Origin of the sequence: Enterobacter cloacae complex sp. ECC445 (assembly GCF_021892025.1) — a bacterium.
In the GTDB taxonomy this organism is placed as follows: Bacteria; Pseudomonadota; Gammaproteobacteria; order Enterobacterales; family Enterobacteriaceae; genus Enterobacter; species Enterobacter chengduensis.
Window position 1 is genome coordinate 1 of the sequence record NZ_JAKLRZ010000018.1, and the last position, 17,596, is coordinate 17,596.

11 protein-coding genes are annotated in these 17,596 nt (G+C 58.4%); 7 read left to right on the forward strand and 4 right to left on the reverse strand.

From position 1 onward, the window contains the following. Nucleotides 1-200: 200 nt before the first annotated feature. Together rcsC and gyrA are read right to left on the reverse strand one after the other, a co-directional pair. On the reverse strand, nucleotides 201-3,047 hold the full coding sequence (gene rcsC / locus L6R44_RS14600) for a two-component system sensor histidine kinase RcsC (protein WP_032641907.1): 2,847 nt from the start codon (nucleotides 3,045-3,047) through the stop codon (nucleotides 201-203). Between the two features lie 134 nt (nucleotides 3,048-3,181). After that, complete coding sequence (gene gyrA / locus L6R44_RS14605; protein WP_045327968.1) at nucleotides 3,182-5,818, reverse strand: DNA topoisomerase (ATP-hydrolyzing) subunit A; 2,637 nt, start codon at nucleotides 5,816-5,818, stop codon at nucleotides 3,182-3,184. A gap of 146 nt (nucleotides 5,819-5,964) precedes the next feature. Between gyrA and ubiG the strand changes: the two genes are divergently transcribed. The 4 genes from ubiG to yfaE all read left to right on the forward strand — a co-directional run bounded on the left by ubiG (nucleotide 5,965) and on the right by yfaE (nucleotide 10,792). Next, complete coding sequence (gene ubiG, locus L6R44_RS14610; RefSeq protein WP_032641911.1) at nucleotides 5,965-6,693, forward strand: bifunctional 2-polyprenyl-6-hydroxyphenol methylase/3-demethylubiquinol 3-O-methyltransferase UbiG; 729 nt, start codon at nucleotides 5,965-5,967, stop codon at nucleotides 6,691-6,693. 347 nt (nucleotides 6,694-7,040) lie between these two features. Further along, a complete protein-coding gene (gene nrdA, locus L6R44_RS14615; RefSeq protein ID WP_237424601.1) occupies nucleotides 7,041-9,326 on the forward strand; it encodes a class 1a ribonucleoside-diphosphate reductase subunit alpha in 2,286 nt (761 codons plus the stop codon). Between the two features lie 81 nt (nucleotides 9,327-9,407). Beyond that, nucleotides 9,408-10,538 carry a class Ia ribonucleoside-diphosphate reductase subunit beta gene (gene nrdB / locus L6R44_RS14620; protein ID WP_045327964.1) on the forward strand — a complete coding sequence of 377 codons (1,131 nt, stop codon included), beginning with the start codon at nucleotides 9,408-9,410 and terminating at the stop codon, nucleotides 10,536-10,538. Then, nucleotides 10,538-10,792, forward strand: coding sequence for a class I ribonucleotide reductase maintenance protein YfaE (yfaE, locus tag L6R44_RS14625; protein WP_032641917.1), 255 nt, complete (start codon nucleotides 10,538-10,540; stop codon nucleotides 10,790-10,792). Before nrdB ends, yfaE begins: the two co-directional genes overlap by 1 nt. A 91-nt stretch (nucleotides 10,793-10,883) precedes the next feature. On the opposite strand, the gene glpQ is transcribed toward yfaE, so the two are convergent. Next, nucleotides 10,884-11,942 carry a glycerophosphodiester phosphodiesterase gene (gene glpQ, locus L6R44_RS14630; RefSeq protein WP_237424602.1) on the reverse strand — a complete coding sequence of 353 codons (1,059 nt, stop codon included), beginning with the start codon at nucleotides 11,940-11,942 and terminating at the stop codon, nucleotides 10,884-10,886. A gap of 11 nt (nucleotides 11,943-11,953) precedes the next feature. Beyond that, the gene (gene glpT, locus L6R44_RS14635) at nucleotides 11,954-13,306 is read right to left on the reverse strand and encodes a glycerol-3-phosphate transporter (RefSeq protein WP_237424603.1); all 1,353 of its coding nucleotides are present in this window, start codon (nucleotides 13,304-13,306) and stop codon (nucleotides 11,954-11,956) included. Nucleotides 13,307-13,558: 252 nt separating this feature from the next. On the opposite strand from glpT, the gene glpA reads away from it, so the two are divergent. From glpA to glpC, 3 genes are read left to right on the forward strand one after another with little or no spacing between them, the layout of a single operon-like run. Then, complete coding sequence (gene glpA, locus L6R44_RS14640) at nucleotides 13,559-15,187, forward strand: anaerobic glycerol-3-phosphate dehydrogenase subunit A (protein ID WP_237424604.1); 1,629 nt, start codon at nucleotides 13,559-13,561, stop codon at nucleotides 15,185-15,187. After that, nucleotides 15,177-16,394 (forward strand): glycerol-3-phosphate dehydrogenase subunit GlpB, encoded by a 1,218-nt coding sequence (gene glpB / locus L6R44_RS14645; protein WP_237424605.1) that lies wholly within the window; start codon nucleotides 15,177-15,179, stop codon nucleotides 16,392-16,394. Before glpA ends, glpB begins: the two co-directional genes overlap by 11 nt. Beyond that, entirely contained in the window at nucleotides 16,391-17,581 is a 1,191-nt protein-coding gene (gene glpC / locus L6R44_RS14650; protein WP_237424606.1) for an anaerobic glycerol-3-phosphate dehydrogenase subunit GlpC, read from the forward strand. Before glpB ends, glpC begins: the two co-directional genes overlap by 4 nt. Nucleotides 17,582-17,596: the final 15 nt, after the last annotated feature.

Genomic DNA, 17,596 nt, shown 5'->3' on the forward strand with positions numbered 1-17,596 from the left:
AGCCCGCCCTCTCGGCGCATCCATGCGCCTCGCCCCGGCCTGCAGGAAACGCTTCGGCGATTTACAGCCGGACCAGGGCATCGCTGTAAGTCATGAATTTTTCCGAAGAAACGTTCATCGCTTCAGGTAAAAATATTACTGGGGATCTCTCAGCCCACAGGGAGAGAGCGAAAAACATAAAAGGCCCTTCCGGGCCTTTTTTATATCCGCGTTTTTCTCACGCGCTCGGCGTAAATCGACAGAGTCTGCTTCAGCACGTCCAGCGTGACCGGTTTCGACAGGCAGCTGTCCATCCCCGACTCCAGACAGCGCTGCTTCTCTTCCGCCAGGGCGTTCGCCGTGACGCCCACTACCGGCAGCGTCAGGCCAAGCTGGCGGATACGCTGCGTCAGACGATAGCCGTCCATGTTCGGCATGTTGACGTCGCTCAGCACGATATCGATATGGTTTTTACTCAGCACATTCAGCGCATCCACGCCGTCATTGGCCGTTTTGCACTGGTAGCCCAGCGATCCAAGCTGGTCAGCCAGCAGGCGGCGGTTAATCGGATGGTCATCCACCACCAGAATCATCATATCGTCATTCACCGACGCCAGAGACTCCGGTGACGGCAATCCGCCCGCGCCGTCGCGCTCTTCCAGCTCCACTTTGTAGATGCGCGCCAGCAGGCTTAACAGCTCGTGCGGCGTGGCGACGCTGTGTACCCACTCCCCAGGCGCACGCTCGACAGGAATGCCGATGTGGCGACGGCAGAAGAGCACCGACCCTCTCCCCTGCCACGGCTGTTCCAGCGCCTCGTCAGCGATCAGCACGTCGTCCACGTCCGGCGTCTGGCCTTCATAGCGACACACCCTCACCCCGCTGCGGGTGAGGAGCGCCGTAAGATAGTCATTCAGCGAGGCGTTATGCACCGCCAGCCAGCAGCGCTTGTCGCTCAGCCCGTCCACCGTCGCTTTTGCCGGATACTGCGCGGAATAGAGCGGAATACGGATGGTGAACTGGCTGCCCATGCCGGGCTCGGTATCCACGGAGATATCACCGTCCATCATGCTGACGAGCTTCTCACAGATCGCCAGCCCCAGGCCGGTCCCCTGGAAGTTACGCTGCACGCCGGTCCCGACCTGGAAGAACGGGTCGAACAGACGCACCACCTCCTTCGCCGGGATGCCGACGCCCGTGTCGCGCACGCGAATGCTCAGGTAATCTCCCGCCCGGCAGACGTGCAGCACGATACAGCCCACGTCGGTGAATTTAATGGCGTTGCTGAGCAGGTTAGAGATGACCTGCTGCAGGCGCATCGGATCGCCATGCAGCGTTATCGGCACGTCCGGCTCGATAAAGCAGTAAAGCCCGAGCTGTTTACGCACCACCAGCGGCAGGTAGTTGGCGCTGATATGGTTCATTACCTCGCGCGGGGAGAACTCGCGCGGCTCGATTTTTAGCTGCTCGGACTCAATTTTCGAGAAGTCGAGAATATCGCTGATGATCTTCAGCAGCAGGCTGGAGGAGTTGTTCATCGCCGTCACCAGCCTGTCGACCCCTTTCGGCAACTCTTTGGTCTGCAGCAGATCGAGGTTACCGATGATGCCGTACAGCGGCGTACGCAGCTCGTGGCTGACCGTCGCAAGGAACATGGATTTAGACTGGCTGGCCTGCTCGGCAGCCTGCGCCATCTCCTGGAGCGACTCTTCCATCTTCACGCGCGCGGAAACATCCACCAGCACGCAAATCGCCACGTTTTCATTACGATAGCGGGAATGGACAAAGCTGATCTGCAGGTTGGTGTGCGTGCTGGTCAGCACGTCGACAAAGTTAACCTGCTGGCCGCAGATAATTTGCGTTAGCCTCTGCCGGTCCTCGTGCGTCAGCATGTTCAGGTAGTTATGCGCCAGCTCGTTACTCAGGATATTGGTTCCGTCCTGGGTACGCAGAATACAGATCCCCACCGGCGCCGATGCGACAATCTTCCGGTTAAACTGCTCGTGCTCTTCCAGCCGCTGCGCGTCGCTTTCGGCGGGAATAAAGATTTTCCGCTCATACATGCGCGCCAGCGTAAACAGCGCCCCACCCGCGATCAGGTTCAGCAGAATGGCATTCATGATGAGAATGCGTATCCGCTCAAGGACCATGTCCACCGGCAGCGAATAGACGATACTCAGCGACGAAGGCGGCAGGCTCTTCTTCAGCACCAGCTCGCGGAAGCCTGAGGTATAGCCAAACCACGACCGCTCCTGCATCCAGTGCGGTTCGACGTTTAACCGGTTATCCGGCCCGGCAAGCGAGATCAGCTGATGACCGTTTTCATCCAGAATGGTCACCCCCATGGGCAGGCTGCCCGGGGTGAAAAAGTTTTCCATGCGAATGGTCTGCTCAATACCCAGCAGCGCCTGCAGGCGATTGCCGAGATAGACCGGCGTCAGGGCATAGAAATAGCCCACGCCCGGACGCGGCCCCTGGCTCACCCAGAAGATGTTATTTCCGCGCTCGTCCTGGGGCGCATTGCGATATTTCACAATACGTTCATGCAGGCTTTTCAGCGCATCGTCGCGCTCAACGGGCACGTCGCGCAGGCCAAAGTCAGCCATGCAGAGATTTTCACTGCCTATCAGGAATACGCGGTTCAGGTCATAGGCGGCGGAGAAGTTGTCGCGCCAGTAGCGCATAAACCAGGCAAGGGATTCCAGCGACCCGCGCCAGGTGTTGCTCATGTTAGAACAATCGGAGTCCGGGAACAGCGGCTGGAAGTCCGGGACTTCGGTTTTGTCATTACGCCCGCGAAGCGCGAGGATGCCGTTTTCCGCCGTCAGACGATTTTCGGCAATGTACTTCAGCTCCTTCATCACGTCAGACGTTCGCTGAATGTAGCGCTGGGCCTGGTCGGAGCTTAAGTTAAACTCCTGGCGGATCTCCGCTTCTTTCTGGTGCAGGGCGTTAACGATGTAAAACACCGACAACAGGGCCACCAGCAGCCAAAGCAGGAGCGCCAGCGCCCGGAACAGATAGCGAGAGACTTTCAGCGTAGTACGAAAGGAGACGAGGTATTTCAAGGGGGCGAGGCTCCGCCGTCGGGGTCAAAAGAATGTGGTTAAGGTAGCGGTAAACGCGGCTTGCCGCAACGTTCACTTGTCTGCTTACGTAAAAGAAAAGGGCCGGAATCCGGCCCTTTTTGCATCAGGAGACATTACTCGTCAGCGTCATCCGCTGCGTCATCGTCGGTGTCCGCTTCCGGCGCGATTTCATCGTCACCTTCCGCGACGCTGCCGTCGATGGAATCGAGCTCTTCGTCATCCACCGGCTCGGCCACGCGCTGCAGACCCACCACGTTTTCATCTTCCGCTGTACGGATGAGGATCACGCCCTGGGTGTTACGACCCACCACGCTGATCTCAGACACGCGGGTACGCACCAGCGTACCGGCATCGGTGATCATCATGATTTGGTCGGCATCGTCCACCTGCACCGCGCCGACAACGGAACCGTTGCGCTCGGTCACCTTGATAGAGATAACGCCCTGCGTGCCGCGAGACTTGGTCGGGTATTCGCTTTCCGCGGTACGTTTACCGTAACCGTTCTGGGTGACGGTCAGGATTGCACCTTCGCCACGCGGAACGATCAGGGAAACGACGGAGTCTTCGCCCGCCAGCTTGATGCCGCGAACGCCGGTCGCCGTACGACCCATTGCGCGCACCGCGTTCTCCTTAAAGCGCACCACTTTACCGGCCGCAGAGAACAGCATCACTTCATCAGAACCGGAGGTCAGATCCACGCCAATCAGCTCGTCGCCTTCGTTCAGGTTCACGGCGATAATACCGGCAGAACGCGGACGGCTGAATTCGGTCAGCGCGGTTTTCTTCACGGTACCGCTGGCGGTCGCCATAAAGACGTTCACGCCCTCTTCGTACTCGCGTACCGGCAGGATAGCGGTGATACGTTCGTTCGCTTCCAGCGGCAGCAGGTTAACGATTGGACGACCACGCGCGCCGCGGCTCGCTTCCGGCAGCTGGTAGACTTTCATCCAGTACAGACGACCGCGGCTGGAGAAGCAGAGGATCGTGTCGTGGGTGTTGGCCACCAGCAGGCGGTCAATAAAGTCTTCTTCTTTAATACGTGCTGCAGATTTACCTTTACCGCCACGACGCTGTGCTTCGTAGTCGGTCAGCGGCTGATACTTCACATAGCCCTGGTGAGACAGGGTGACCACCACGTCTTCGCGGTTGATCAGATCTTCAATGTTGATATCAGAGCTGTTCGCGGTGATTTCGGTGCGACGCTCATCGCCGAACTGATCGCGGACCAGCTCCAGCTCTTCGCGGATCACTTCCATCAGACGCTCTGCGCTACCCAGAATGTGCAGCAGCTCGGCAATCTGTTCCAGCAGCTCTTTGTATTCGTCGAGCAGTTTTTCGTGCTCAAGGCCGGTCAGTTTCTGCAGACGCAGATCCAGAATCGCCTGGGCCTGCTGTTCAGTCAGGTAGTACTGACCGTCACGCACGCCGAATTCCGGTTCCAGCCACTCAGGACGCGCCGCGTCATCGCCTGCGCGCTCCAGCATCGCGGCAACGTTGCCCAGATCCCACGGACGGGAAATAAGCGCGGCTTTCGCTTCTGCAGGCGTTGGCGCACGGCGGATCAGCTCGATGATCGGGTCGATGTTGGCCAGCGCAACCGCCAGCGCTTCCAGGATATGCGCACGATCGCGGGCTTTACGCAGTTCGAAGATGGTACGGCGGGTCACCACTTCACGGCGGTGACGGACGAACGCGCTCAGGATCTCTTTCAGGTTCATGATCTTCGGCTGGCCATGGTGCAGCGCAACCATGTTGATACCGAAGGAGACCTGAAGCTGAGTCTGGGAGTACAGGTTGTTCAGGACAACCTCGCCCACCGCGTCGCGTTTGATCTCAATCACGATGCGCATGCCGTCTTTATCAGACTCGTCGCGCAGCGCGCTGATGCCTTCAACACGTTTTTCTTTTACCAGCTCGGCGATTTTTTCAATCAGACGCGCTTTGTTCACCTGATACGGGATCTCGTGAACGATGATGGTTTCACGGCCGGTTTTGGCGTCCGCTTCCACTTCGGCGCGGGCACGGATGTAAATCTTGCCGCGGCCGGTGCGGTACGCTTCTTCAATACCGCGACGACCGTTGATGATCGCCGCCGTCGGGAAGTCCGGGCCCGGGATGTGGGTCATCAGCCCTTCAATGCTGATGTCTTCATCGTCGATATAGGCCAGGCAGCCGTTGATCACCTCGGTGATATTGTGCGGCGGAATGTTGGTTGCCATACCGACCGCGATACCGGACGAACCGTTAACCAGCAGGTTCGGGATCTTGGTGGGCATCACATCTGGGATGCGCTCGGTGCCGTCGTAGTTATCGACGAAATCAACGGTCTCTTTTTCCAGGTCGGCCATCAGCTCATGAGCGATTTTCGACATACGGATTTCCGTATAACGCATCGCCGCAGCGGAGTCGCCGTCGACTGAACCAAAGTTACCCTGACCATCTACCAGCATGTAGCGCAAGGAGAATGGCTGCGCCATACGAACGATGGTGTCATACACGGCGGTATCACCATGCGGGTGATATTTACCGATGACGTCACCGACGACGCGGGCAGATTTTTTATAGGCTTTATTCCAGTCATTGCCCAATACGTTCATGGCGTATAGTACGCGACGGTGTACCGGCTTAAGGCCATCGCGGACGTCCGGCAGCGCACGGCCAACAATGACCGACATCGCATAGTCCAGATAGGAGCTCTTCAGCTCTTCCTCGATGTTAACCGGTGTAATTTCTCTCGCAAGGTCGCTCATCTAACCGCTATCCCTCTACTGTATCCCGGATTCAAAGGTCGCAAATTATAACACAGCCGAGGTGATTGAGGTAAACCTATACGCTTTATTCGCCGGGATTGCCTGATATACTCCTTTGTCTTGCTAAATAAGGAGTAAAAGCGCCCATGAATGCCGAAAAATCCCCGGTGGCCCACAACGTTGACCACGAAGAGATTGCCAAATTTGAAGCGGTGGCGTCCCGCTGGTGGGATCTCGAAGGTGAGTTCAAACCGCTGCACCGCATTAACCCGCTGCGTCTGGGCTATATCGCGGAGCGTTCCGGCGGTCTGTTCGGTAAGAAGGTGCTCGACGTCGGGTGCGGCGGCGGCATCCTGGCGGAGAGCATGGCGCGCGAAGGAGCGAATGTCACCGGCCTGGATATGGGCTTTGAACCGCTGCAGGTTGCCCGCCTTCACGCCCTGGAGTCCGGCATTCAGGTCGACTACGTGCAGGAAACCGTGGAAGAGCACGCGGCTAAACATGCCCATCAGTACGACGTGGTGACCTGCATGGAGATGCTGGAGCACGTTCCCGATCCGCAGTCGGTGGTGCACGCCTGTGCAAAGCTGGTGAAACCGGGCGGCCAGGTCTTCTTCTCCACCATCAACCGCAACGGTAAAGCCTGGCTGATGGCCGTCGTCGGCGCGGAGTACGTGCTGCGCATGGTGCCGAAAGGGACGCACGACGTGAAGAAATTCATTAAGCCTGCGGAGCTATTAACCTGGGTCGACCAGACGTGGCTCAAAGAGCAGCACATTACCGGCCTGCACTACAATCCGCTGACCGATAAATTCAAGCTCGCGCCGGGCGTTGATGTTAACTATATGTTGCACACAACCGCCAAAAACGACTAACGTCATTCGTTATTCTTATAAAGATTGCGCGACATCATGTTGCGCAATTCTGACCTCCCGTTGAAGAAATCAGCACTCGATCAAATTTTGAATTTTTTTTCTTAATTATTGACATCTCTTCCAGGCCTTACGGTACGAGGACTTAGCCTTTTTTACCCTTTCACAACCTCAATTTAACGTCAAAATCAACCCTTGTGCTGAAAAGATTCGATACTAGAATACTCACCATATAGCGTTTCTCTTATCGCAAACCCCCTATATGTAGTATTTATCCACAGAGTTAGTCACAAGACGGATCTGTGGATAAGCGGGGGATATTTTTTATTTCACGGACAGGTAAACCCCACATGAATCAGAGTCTGCTGGTGACAAAGCGCGACGGTACTACCGAGCGTATCAATCTGGACAAAATCCATCGAGTTCTCGACTGGGCAGCAGAAGGACTGAACAACGTATCTATCTCCCAGGTTGAACTGCGTTCCCACATTCAGTTCTACGACGGCATCAAAACGTCTGATATTCACGAAACGATTATTAAAGCAGCGGCAGACCTGATCTCCCGCGAAGCACCGGATTATCAGTACCTGGCTGCACGTCTGGCGATTTTCCACCTGCGTAAAAAAGCCTACGGCCAGTTTGAGCCGCCGAAGCTTTACGATCACGTAGTGAAAATGGTTGAGCTGGGCAAATACGACACGCATCTGCTGGAAGACTATACGGAAGAAGAGTTCGAGCAGATGAACGGGTTTATCGATCACTGGCGCGACATGAACTTCTCCTACGCGGCGGTGAAGCAGCTCGAAGGCAAATACCTGGTTCAGAACCGCGTAACCGGTGAGATCTACGAAAGCGCCCAGTTCCTCTATATTCTGGTGGCCGCCTGCCTGTTCTCTAACTACCCGCGTGACACCCGTCTGGACTACGTGAAGCGTTTCTACGATGCGGTATCCACGTTTAAAATTTCTCTGCCGACGCCAATCATGTCCGGCGTGCGTACCCCTACCCGTCAGTTCAGCTCCTGCGTGCTGATCGAATGTGGCGACAGCCTGGATTCCATCAACGCCACCTCCAGCGCCATCGTGAAATACGTTTCCCAGCGTGCCGGTATCGGCATCAACGCCGGTCGTATTCGCGCGCTGGGCAGCCCGATTCGCGGCGGCGAAGCGTTCCACACCGGCTGCATCCCGTTCTATAAGCACTTCCAGACGGCGGTGAAATCCTGCTCTCAGGGCGGCGTGCGCGGCGGGGCGGCGACCCTGTTCTACCCGATGTGGCACCTGGAAGTAGAAAGCCTGCTGGTCCTGAAAAACAACCGCGGCGTGGAAGGCAACCGCGTGCGCCACATGGACTACGGCGTGCAGATCAACAAGCTGATGTACACCCGTCTGCTGAAGGGTGAAGACATCACCCTGTTCAGCCCGTCCGACGTGCCGGGCCTGTATGACGCGTTCTTCGCCGATCAGGACGAGTTCGAGCGTCTGTACTCCAAATACGAAAAAGACGACAGCATCCGCAAGCAGCGCGTGAAGGCGGTCGATCTGTTCTCCCTGATGATGCAGGAACGTGCCTCTACCGGCCGTATCTACATCCAGAACGTTGACCACTGCAACACCCACAGCCCGTTTGATCCGGTCGTTGCGCCAGTGCGCCAGTCTAACCTGTGCCTGGAGATCGCCCTGCCGACCAAACCGCTGGAAGACGTGAACGACGAAAACGGCGAAATCGCGCTGTGCACGCTGTCCGCGTTCAACCTGGGCGCAATTAAGAGCCTGGACGAGCTGGAAGAGCTGGCCGTGCTGGCGGTTCGCGCGCTCGACGCCCTGCTGGACTACCAGGATTACCCAATCCCGGCGGCTAAACGCGGCGCAATGGGCCGCCGTACCCTGGGTATCGGCGTGATCAACTTCGCCTACTGGCTGGCGAAAAACGGCAAGCGTTACTCCGACGGCAGCGCCAACAACCTGACGCACCAGACGTTCGAAGCGATTCAGTACTACCTGATGAAAGCCTCTAACGAGCTGGCAAAAGAGCAAGGCGCGTGCCCGTGGTTCAACGAAACCACCTACGCGAAAGGCATTCTGCCGATCGACACCTACAAGAAAGACCTGGATGCGATCGTCAGCGAGCCGCTGCACCTCGACTGGGAAGGCCTGCGCGAGTCCATTAAAACGCACGGCCTGCGTAACTCCACGCTCTCTGCCCTGATGCCGTCCGAGACCTCTTCGCAGATCTCCAACGCCACCAACGGCATTGAGCCGCCGCGCGGCCACGTCAGCATCAAAGCGTCGAAAGACGGCGTGCTGCGTCAGGTGGTGCCGGATTACGAGACGCTGGGTGACAAGTACGAGCTGCTGTGGGAAATGCCAAACAACGACGGCTACCTGCAGCTGGTGGGTATCATGCAGAAGTTTATCGACCAGTCGATCTCTGCCAATACCAACTACGACCCGACGCGCTTCCCGTCCGGCAAGGTGCCAATGCAGCAGTTGCTGAAAGACCTGCTGACCGCCTACAAATTTGGCGTGAAAACGCTGTACTATCACAACACCCGTGATGGTGCGGAAGACGCCCAGGACGACCTGGCTCCGTCCATTCAGGACGATGGCTGCGAAAGCGGCGCATGTAAGATCTAATGTAAATGCCGGGTGGCGCTCCGCTTACCCGGCCTACGATTTTGTTTGCCCAACCGACAAAATCTCTCACAGGACACACTCATGGCATATACCACCTTTTCACAGACGAAAAACGACCAGCTCAAAGAGCCGATGTTCTTCGGTCAGCCGGTCAACGTGGCACGCTACGACCAGCAAAAATATGACATTTTCGAAAAGCTGATCGAAAAGCAACTCTCCTTCTTCTGGCGTCCGGAAGAAGTGGACGTCTCTCGCGACCGCATTGACTACCAGTCGCTGCCGGATCACGAAAAGCATATCTTTATCAGCAACCTGAAGTACCAGACGCTGCTGGACTCCATCCAGGGCCGTAGCCCGAACGTGGCGCTGCTGCCGCTGATCTCCATTCCGGAGCTGGAAACCTGGGTGGAAACCTGGGCGTTCTCCGAGACGATCCACTCCCGCTCTTACACCCATATCATCCGCAACATCGTGAACGATCCGGCGGTGGTGTTTGACGATATCGTCACCAACGAGCAGATCCAGAAGCGCGCGGAAGGCATTGCCCATTATTACGATGAGCTGATCGAGATGACCAGCTACTGGCATCTGCTGGGCGAAGGCACCCACAGCGTGAACGGTAAAACCATTACCGTGAACCTGCGCGCGCTGAAAAAACAGCTGTACCTGTGCCTGATGAGCGTCAACGCGCTGGAGGCGATCCGCTTCTACGTCAGCTTCGCCTGCTCCTTCGCCTTTGCCGAGCGCAAGCTGATGGAAGGCAACGCCAAAATCATCCGCCTGATCGCCCGCGACGAGGCCCTGCACCTGACGGGTACCCAGCACATGCTGAACCTGCTGCGCAGCGGCACGGACGATCCGGAGATGGCGGAAATCGCCGAAGAGTGCAAGCAGGAGTGCTACGACCTGTTCGTGCTGGCGGCCCAGCAGGAGAAAGAGTGGGCAGACTACCTGTTCCGCGACGGCTCCATGATTGGCCTGAACAAAGACATCCTGTGCCAGTACGTTGAGTACATCACCAACATCCGCATGCAGGCCGTCGGTCTCGATCTGCCGTTCCAGACGCGCTCTAACCCGATTCCGTGGATCAACACCTGGCTGGTGTCCGATAACGTGCAGGTCGCGCCGCAGGAAGTAGAAGTGAGTTCTTACCTGGTCGGTCAGATTGATTCTGAAGTCAACACCGACGACCTGAGCGACTTCCAGCTCTGATGTCACGCGTAACGCTAAGTCTTTCCGGCACCGAGGTGCTGTGTCGGGAAGAGCACCCTTCTCTGCTGGTGGCGCTTGAGGCGCATCAGGTAGAAGTAGAGTACCAGTGTCGTTCCGGCTACTGCGGCTCCTGCCGCTGCCGTCTGGTCACAGGCCAGGTGGACTGGCTGACCGAGCCGCTGGCCTTTATCAACGAAGGGGAAATTTTGCCCTGCTGCTGCCGGGCAAAAGGCGATATTGAGATCGAGATGTGATTACCCTGGTTCCCTCTCCCTGTGGGAGAGGGTTACAGGCCGCAGAGCCTGATTGTCGGGTGGCGGCTACGCCTTACCCGACCTACCAAACCTACTTCCGGTGAATGAATTCGACCGCTTTATCCGGGAAATCCGTAAACAGCCCGTCCACGCCCGCCTGATTGTATAACACCTCATAAAGCTGATTCACGTCCGCGGCATACGGCGGCAGCTGGTCTGCGCGAACCGTGTACGGATGGACCTGCATCTTGCTCTCATGCGCCTCTTTCACCATTGCCGTCAGCTTCACGTGGCCCGGCGTTGAGCCTTCCGCCACCAGCATGTGGTAATCCGGCCCGATTCCGTCGGCGTACTGCGCAATCTGCTTCATCGCGCCCGGCTTGAACATCCAGTCGTAGCTGTAGTTCACCCACTTTCCGTCAGGCTGCTTCTCCTGGGTTTCATTCCAGTCGGTGTAGGCAATCAGCTGCACCAGATTGAGGTCCATCCCCATCTTCGGCTCCAGCTCGGTTTTAATGCGCTTCAGCTCGGCGGCGTCAAAACACTGCAGATAAACCTTGTCCTTTTTGCTGGTGTAGCCGTACTGCTTCAGCACCTCCAGCGTCTTCGCGGCAATGTCCTTCCCTTCCTGATGGTGGAACCACGGGGCTTTGATTTCCGGGTAGATACCGATATTTTTACCGGTCGAGTGGTTCAGCCCCTGAACAAACTCAATCTCTTCCTGGAAGGTATGAATGCGGAAGTCAGATTTGCCCATCGGGAAACGACCCGGATAGACCTGCACCTTCTTGCCGCTCTCAATCTCGAAGCCTTCGGTAAACTTCAGGGAGCGAATCTCCGCCAGGGTGAAGTCGATGGCGTAGTAGCGGCCATCCTTACGGGCGCGGTCCGGGAAACGCTCCGCCACGTCCGTCACGCGGTCCAGATAGTGATCGTGCAGGACAACCAGCTGGTCGTCCTTCGTCATCACCAGATCCTGCTCCAGATAATCCGCGCCCTGGGCATAGGCCATCGCTTTCGCCGGCAGGGTATGCTCCGGCAGATAGCCGCTGGCGCCGCGGTGGGCAATCACGATTTTATCCGCCGCCAGCGCGGAGCCTGTCATCAGGCCCGCCAGCAGCAGGCCGGTTGCTAGCTGAGTTAATTTCATCGCAATGCTCCTTATTGACGACGCGCCAGCACTTGCGCGTGGTGACGTTTTTCCCCGATCATCACGACAATCAGCAGCAGTACAGCCAGCACGCTGCCGCCGATCATCACCATAAAGCCGCCGTCCCAGCCGAAGAAGTCAACGGTGTAGCCCACGATGGCGCTTGCCGCGACCGAACCGCCCAGATAGCCGAACAGACCGGTAAAGCCTGCCGCCGTGCCTGCCGCTTTTTTCGGCGCCAGCTCCAGGGCATGCAGACCAATCAGCATTACCGGACCATAAATCAGGAAGCCGATAACGATCATACAGGCCATATCTACTGACGGGTTACCCGGCGGGTTGAGCCAGTAAACGACGGTGGCGATGGTCACCAGGGTCATAAAGAAGACGCCCGTCGCGCCGCGGTTGCCTTTAAACACCTTGTCGGACATCCAGCCGCAAATCAGCGTGCCCGGGATCCCCGCGTATTCATACAGGAAATAGGCCCAGGAGGATTTATCCAGCGCGAAGTGCTTCACCTCTTTCAGGTAGGTCGGGGACCAGTCCAGAATGCCGTAGCGCAGCAGATAAACAAACACGTTCGCCACCGCGATGTACCACAGCAGCCTGTTAGGCAGCACGTACTTCATGAAGATCTGTTTTGCGGTCAGCTCTTCTTCGTGCTTTTCGCTGTAATCGTCCGGATAGTCGTTTTTGTACTCTTCAATCGGCGGCAGGCCGCAGGACTGCGGGGTATCGCGCATCAGCGCGAAGGCAATAATCGCCACCAGAATGGCGCCAAAGGCAGGCATATAGAGCGCAGCGTGCCAGTCGTTGAACCAGGCCATCCCCAGCAGGAACAGCAGCGGCGGAATGCCGCCACCCACGTTATGCGCACAGTTCCACACCGACACGATGCCGCCGCGTTCCTTCTGCGACCACCAGTGCACCATGGTGCGTCCGCACGGCGGCCACCCCATCCCCTGGAACCAGCCGCAGAGGAACAGCAGCACGAACATAACGGCAATGCTGGAGGTGGCCCACGGCACAAAGCCCATGAACAGCATCACCGCCGCGGCCAGAATCAGACCGGCGGGCAGGAAGACGCGCGGATTCGAGCGATCCGACACGGAACCCATAATGAATTTGGAAAAACCGTAGGCGATGGAGATCCCCGACAGCGCGAACCCCAGATCGCCGCGGGAAAAGCCCTGCTCCACCAGGTACGGCATGGCGAGCGCGAAGTTTTTACGTACAAGGTAGTACGCCGCGTACCCGAAGAAGATCCCCAGGAAGATTTGCCAACGCAGACGGCGATAGAGCGGATCTATTTCTGCCTCTGGCAGACGCGCCCTGTGCGGCGCAGGTTTGAAGATACTGAGCATAACAGCCTCCGTGGCCTTGAAATGAATGAGCAGGTGGCTCGCACCTGGATTCCAGAGGCGGGGATGTTAAGAAATCACGGTGATTGTTACTGTGAATCAACGCACAGATTGTTACAGAAATATGACAGAATGCGCAAAAAAGCGCATGAAATCACGTTTCACTTTCGAATTCCGCGCGTTTATGTTCGAAATCAAACAAACCACAAAATTAATATGGCTAAATGATAAAAAAACGAACATAGAGGGTAAACAATGACCAGTCACGATCCTCGCTACAGCGATGTGATAATCATTGGCGGTGGCGCAACCGGCGCCGGGATCGCACGCGATTGCGCCCTTCGCGGCTTAAGCGTCACGCTTCTGGAACGTCATGATATCGCCACGGGCGCAACCGGACGTAACCACGGCCTGCTGCACAGCGGCGCGCGGTATGCGGTTACCGACGGTGAATCCGCGCGCGAATGTATTGCCGAAAACCAGATCCTCAAGCGTATCGCCCGCCACTGCATTGAGCCGACCGACGGCCTCTTTATTACCCTTCCTGAAGATGACCTCGCCTTTCAGGACACCTTTATTACCGCCTGCAGCGCAGCGGGCATTCAGGCTGAGGCCATGGACCCGGCGCTGGCGCGGCGGCTGGAACCGTCGGTTAACCCGGCGCTTATCGGCGCGGTGAAAGTGCCTGACGGCACCGTTGACCCCTTCCGCCTGACCGCCGCCAATATGCTGGACGCCCGCGAGCATGGCGCGCACATCCTGACCGGGCACGAAGTGACCGGGCTTATCCGCGAAGGCCATCGCGTCTGCGGCGTGCGGGTGTTTGATACGCAATACCATGAACACGGCGAGCTGTTTGCCTCCGTCGTTATTAATGCCGCGGGGATCTGGGGGCAGCGCATCGCGGAATACGCCGACCTGTCGGTGCGCATGTTCCCGGCGAAAGGCTCGCTGCTGATCCTCGACCACCGCATCAATAACCATGTCATCAACCGCTGCCGCAAACCCTCCGACGCCGATATCCTCGTTCCGGGCGATACCATTTCGCTGATCGGCACGACCTCCACCCACGTGGACTACAGCGAGATTGACTACAACCGCGTGACCGCCGAAGAGGTCGACATCCTGCTGCGTGAAGGCGAGAAGCTGGCCCCGGTGATGGCCCAGACGCGCATTCTGCGCGCCTACGCGGGCGTGCGTCCGCTGGTCGCCAGCGACAACGATCCGAGCGGACGTAACGTCAGCCGGGGCATCGTACTGCTCGATCACGCCGAGCGCGACGGCATGGACGGGTTTATCACCATCACCGGCGGGAAGCTGATGACCTACCGCCTGATGGCCGAATGGGCGACCGATGCCGTTTGCCGCAAGCTGGGCAATACCGAGCCGTGCGTCACGGCAGAACAGCCCCTGCCGGGATCGCGTCAGTCCACGGAAAAAACGCTGCAAAAAATTATCTCCCTGCCCGCGCCGCTGCGCGGATCCGCGATTTACCGCCACGGCGACAGAACGCCGGTCTGGCTTGGAGAAGGCCGGCTGAGCCGCAGCCTGGTGTGCGAGTGCGAAGCCGTCACCGCCGGTGAGGTGCAGTACGCGGTGGAGAACCTGACGGTCAACAGCCTGCTCGATCTCCGCCGCCGCACCCGCGTCGGCATGGGCACCTGCCAGGGCGAGCTCTGCGCCTGCCGTGCGGCGGGTCTGCTGCAGCGTTTTCATACCACCACCGCCACCCAGTCGCTCGATCAGCTCAGCGCCTTTTTAAACGAGCGCTGGAAAGGCATTCAGCCTGTCGCCTGGGGCGATGCCCTGCGCGAAAGCGAATTTACCCGCTGGGTATACCAGGGGCTTTGCGGTCTTGAGAAGGAGCAACGCGATGAAATTTGACACCGTGATTGTCGGCGGCGGGCTGGCAGGCCTGCTTTGTGGCATCAGGCTCACGAAGCAGGGTCTGCGCTGCGCCATTATCACCCGGGGCCAGAGCGCCCTGCACTTCTCGTCGGGCTCGCTGGATCTGGTGGACGAAGCCTACCGCGACAAACTGCCGCCGGAGCACCCGTATCACCTGATCGGCGCGCAGCATATTGACCGCTTTGCGCTGGAAACCGAAGCGCTGCTGGCGGACTGCGGCGCACGCCTGAAGGGAAGCGCCCGGCTCAATCATCAGCGCGTCACGCCGCTGGGCACCCTGCGTTCCGCCTGGCTCAGCCCGGAAGAAGTGCCCGTTGCCCCCTTCACTGCCGCGCGCGTGCGGGTGGTGGGCATTAGCGGCTTTCTGGATTTTCAGCCCCATCTCGCGGCGGCGTCGCTCTGTCGCCAGGGCGTTAACGCCGAAACGGCAGAGATAGAGCTGCCCGAGCTTGATGTCCTGCGCGATAACCCGAGCGAGTTTCGCGCGGTGAATATCGCCCGCTTTCTGGATAACGAGGACAAATGGCCGCTGCTGTACGACGCGCTCAGGCCAATCGGCGAGACGTGCGACGCGCTGCTGATGCCCGCCTGCTTTGGCTTACGCGACAACCGGCTCTGGCGCTGGCTGTCGGACCGCCTGCCCTGCTCGCTCGGCCTGCTGCCCACGCTGCCCCCTTCCGTACCCGGCATTCGCCTGCATACCCAGCTCCAGCGTCAGTTTGTGGCGCAGGGCGGCGTGTGGATGGCGGGTGACGAGGTAAAAAAAGTCACCCTGACCGACGGCGCGGTGAGTGAAATCTGGACCCGCAACCACGGTGATATTCCGCTGCGCGCCCGCTATACGGTGCTGGCAAGCGGCAGCTTCTTCAGCAACGGGCTGCTGAGCAGCCGGGAGGGCATCCGGGAAGCCATTATGGGGCTCGATGTCCGGCAAGGCGCCTCCCGCGCGGACTGGTATCAGAGCGATTTCTTCTCGCCGCAGCCGTGGCAGCAGTTTGGCGTGATTGTCGACAGCCGGCTGCATCCGCAGCTTTGCGGCAAGCCCGTCAGTAATCTCTTTGCCATCGGCTCGCTGCTGGGCGGGTACGATCCCATTGCCCAGGGATGCGGTGGCGGAGTCTGCGCCGTCACGGCGCTGCATGTGGCAGAGCAGATTAGCCGGCGCATGGAGGCTGAACAATGAACGACACCCGATTTGAAAGCTGCATTAAATGCACGGTCTGTACCACCGTCTGCCCGGTCAGCGGCGTGAACCCGCGCTATCCGGGGCCAAAGCAGGCTGGCCCTGACGGCGAGCGTCTGCGGCTAAAGGACGGCAAGCTGTACGACGAGGCGCTGAAATACTGCATCAACTGCAAACGCTGCGAAGTCGCCTGCCCGTCGGATGTGAAAATCGGCGATATCATCCAGCGCGCCCGGGCGCGCTACGGCACGCAAAAGCCGTCGCTGCGGGACGCGATCCTGAGCCATACCGATCTGATGGGCAGCGTCTCAACGCCGTTTGCCCCGCTGGTGAATGCCGCGACCGCACTCAGGCCGGTGCGCCAGCTGCTGGATGCCACGCTGAAGATAGATCATCACCGCAGCCTGCCAAAATATTCTCACGGCACCTTCCGCCGCTGGTACAAATCCGTCGCGGCGGAGCAGGCGAAGTATGCCGACCAGGTGGCCTTTTTCCACGGCTGCTACGTGAATTACAACCACCCGCAGTTGGGAAAAGATCTGCTGAAGGTGCTGAACGCCATGGGAACCGGCGTTCAGCTACTGAATAAAGAGAAGTGCTGCGGCGTACCGCTGATTGCCAACGGGTTTACCGATAAAGCGCGCAGGCAGGCTCAAAGCAATGTCACCTCCCTGCGCGAAGCGATTGTCGATAAAGGTATTCCGGTGCTGGCGACCTCGTCCACCTGTACCTTCACCCTGCGCGATGAGTATCCGCATCTGCTGGACGTAGATAATACCGGCCTGCGCGATCACATCGAGCTGGCGACGCGCTTCCTGTGGCGCAAGCTCGATGGCGGGCAGACGTTGCCGCTGGGCAAATTACCCCTGAAAGTGGTGTACCACACGCCGTGTCATATGGAGAAGATGGGCTGGTCGCTCTATACGCTTGAGCTGCTGCGGCTAATCCCGGGCCTGGAGCTGACGGTGCTGGATTCGCGCTGCTGCGGAATTGCGGGAACCTACGGCTTTAAGCGTGAAAACTACGAAACGTCACAGGCGATCGGCGCCCCGCTGTTCCGCCAGATTGAAGAGAGCGGCGCGGATATCGTGGTGACGGACTGTGAAACCTGCAGGTGGCAGATTGAGATGTCCACCAGCAAGCGCTGCGAACATCCGATTACCCTACTGGCGAAAGCGCTGGGCTGAATATGGCCGGGGCGC

Coding starts and splice junctions, on each gene's coding strand:
- glpQ (WP_237424602.1), bottom strand. CDS start 11,942: ATGAAATTAACTCAGCTAGCAACCGGCCTGCTGCTGGCGGGCCTGATG.
- glpA (WP_237424604.1), top strand. CDS start 13,559: ATGACCAGTCACGATCCTCGCTACAGCGATGTGATAATCATTGGCGGT.
- glpT (WP_237424603.1), bottom strand. CDS start 13,306: ATGCTCAGTATCTTCAAACCTGCGCCGCACAGGGCGCGTCTGCCAGAG.
- ubiG (WP_032641911.1), top strand. CDS start 5,965: ATGAATGCCGAAAAATCCCCGGTGGCCCACAACGTTGACCACGAAGAG.
- yfaE (WP_032641917.1), top strand. CDS start 10,538: ATGTCACGCGTAACGCTAAGTCTTTCCGGCACCGAGGTGCTGTGTCGG.
- glpB (WP_237424605.1), top strand. CDS start 15,177: ATGAAATTTGACACCGTGATTGTCGGCGGCGGGCTGGCAGGCCTGCTT.
- gyrA (WP_045327968.1), bottom strand. CDS start 5,818: ATGAGCGACCTTGCGAGAGAAATTACACCGGTTAACATCGAGGAAGAG.
- glpC (WP_237424606.1), top strand. CDS start 16,391: ATGAACGACACCCGATTTGAAAGCTGCATTAAATGCACGGTCTGTACC.
- nrdA (WP_237424601.1), top strand. CDS start 7,041: ATGAATCAGAGTCTGCTGGTGACAAAGCGCGACGGTACTACCGAGCGT.
- nrdB (WP_045327964.1), top strand. CDS start 9,408: ATGGCATATACCACCTTTTCACAGACGAAAAACGACCAGCTCAAAGAG.